The organism is Streptococcus oralis, assembly GCF_019929345.1.
Classification (GTDB): Bacteria; Bacillota; Bacilli; order Lactobacillales; family Streptococcaceae; genus Streptococcus.
Genome location: NZ_JAHZPJ010000029.1, coordinates 1 through 988 on the forward strand (window position 1 = coordinate 1; position 988 = coordinate 988).

General features: G+C 50.7%; 10 tRNA genes. All 10 read right to left on the reverse strand.

Going from position 1 to position 988, the window contains the following annotated elements:
- Positions 1-136 precede the first annotated feature (136 nt).
- Positions 137-220, reverse strand: a tRNA-Leu gene (locus K1I97_RS10015).
- Between the two features lie 9 nt (positions 221-229).
- A tRNA-Gln gene (locus K1I97_RS10020) sits at positions 230-301 on the reverse strand.
- A 12-nt stretch (positions 302-313) separates the two neighbouring features.
- Positions 314-386, reverse strand: a tRNA-His gene (locus K1I97_RS10025).
- 14 nt (positions 387-400) lie between these two features.
- A tRNA-Trp gene (locus K1I97_RS10030) sits at positions 401-471 on the reverse strand.
- A gap of 5 nt (positions 472-476) precedes the next feature.
- Positions 477-557, reverse strand: a tRNA-Tyr gene (locus K1I97_RS10035).
- Between the two features lie 17 nt (positions 558-574).
- Positions 575-647 (reverse strand) — tRNA-Phe (locus tag K1I97_RS10040).
- Between the two features lie 3 nt (positions 648-650).
- Positions 651-724: transfer RNA gene (locus K1I97_RS10045), tRNA-Met, on the reverse strand.
- A 10-nt stretch (positions 725-734) separates the two neighbouring features.
- A tRNA-Ser gene (locus K1I97_RS10050) sits at positions 735-824 on the reverse strand.
- Positions 825-830: 6 nt separating this feature from the next.
- Positions 831-902: transfer RNA gene (locus K1I97_RS10055), tRNA-Glu, on the reverse strand.
- 11 nt (positions 903-913) lie between these two features.
- Positions 914-987: transfer RNA gene (locus K1I97_RS10060), tRNA-Ile, on the reverse strand.
- Position 988 lies beyond the last annotated feature (1 nt).

Below are 988 nucleotides of genomic sequence, written 5' to 3' on the forward strand. Positions count from 1 at the left end.
CTCTCAACATCAAAAAAGAAAGGACGAATTTCGTCCTTTCTCGATCTTAGCTGACTTCAACCCACTACAGTTGACAATGAGCCAATTAATTAAGAAAATAAAAAAACAAGGCTTAGAAACCTTGACTTTTATACTATACCGGCGGCCGGGGTCGAACCGGCACGTCCTTGCGGACACTGGATTTTGAGTCCAGCGCGTCTGCCAATTCCGCCACGCCGGCAAATAGTAACTGGGGTAGCTGGATTCGAACCAACGCATGAGGGAGTCAAAGTCCCTTGCCTTACCGCTTGGCTATACCCCAATAATATAAATAGGCGAGTGATGGGGATCGAACCCACGCATGCCAGAGCCACAATCTGGTGTGTTAACCACTTCACCACACCCGCCATTATCTTATTAACACGGGCAGTAGGAATTGAACCCACACTGAAGGTTTTGGAGACCTTAGTTCTACCTTTAAACTATGCCCGTAACTATGGAAGGGGAGGGATTCGAACCCCCGAACCCGAAGGAGCGGATTTACAGTCCGCCGCGTTTAGCCTCTTCGCTACCCTTCCAGATTATATATAAAATATGGCGCGAGACGGAATCGAACCGCCGACACATGGAGCTTCAATCCATTGCTCTACCAACTGAGCTACCGAGCCAAATTGCGGGAGCAGGATTTGAACCTACGACCTTCGGGTTATGAGCCCGACGAGCTACCGAGCTGCTCCATCCCGCGTTAATATAAAAGGAGGATGTGGGATTCGAACCCACGCACGCTTTTACACGCCTGACGGTTTTCAAGACCGTTCCCTTCAGCCGGACTTGGGTAATCCTCCAATAAATAGTCCGTACGGGATTCGAACCCGTGTTACCGCCGTGAAAAGGCGGTGTCTTAACCCCTTGACCAACGGACCATATCCACAAATGGGCACGAGTGGACTCGAACCACCGACCTCACGCTTATCAGGCGTGCGCTCTAACCACCTGAGCTACGCGCCCA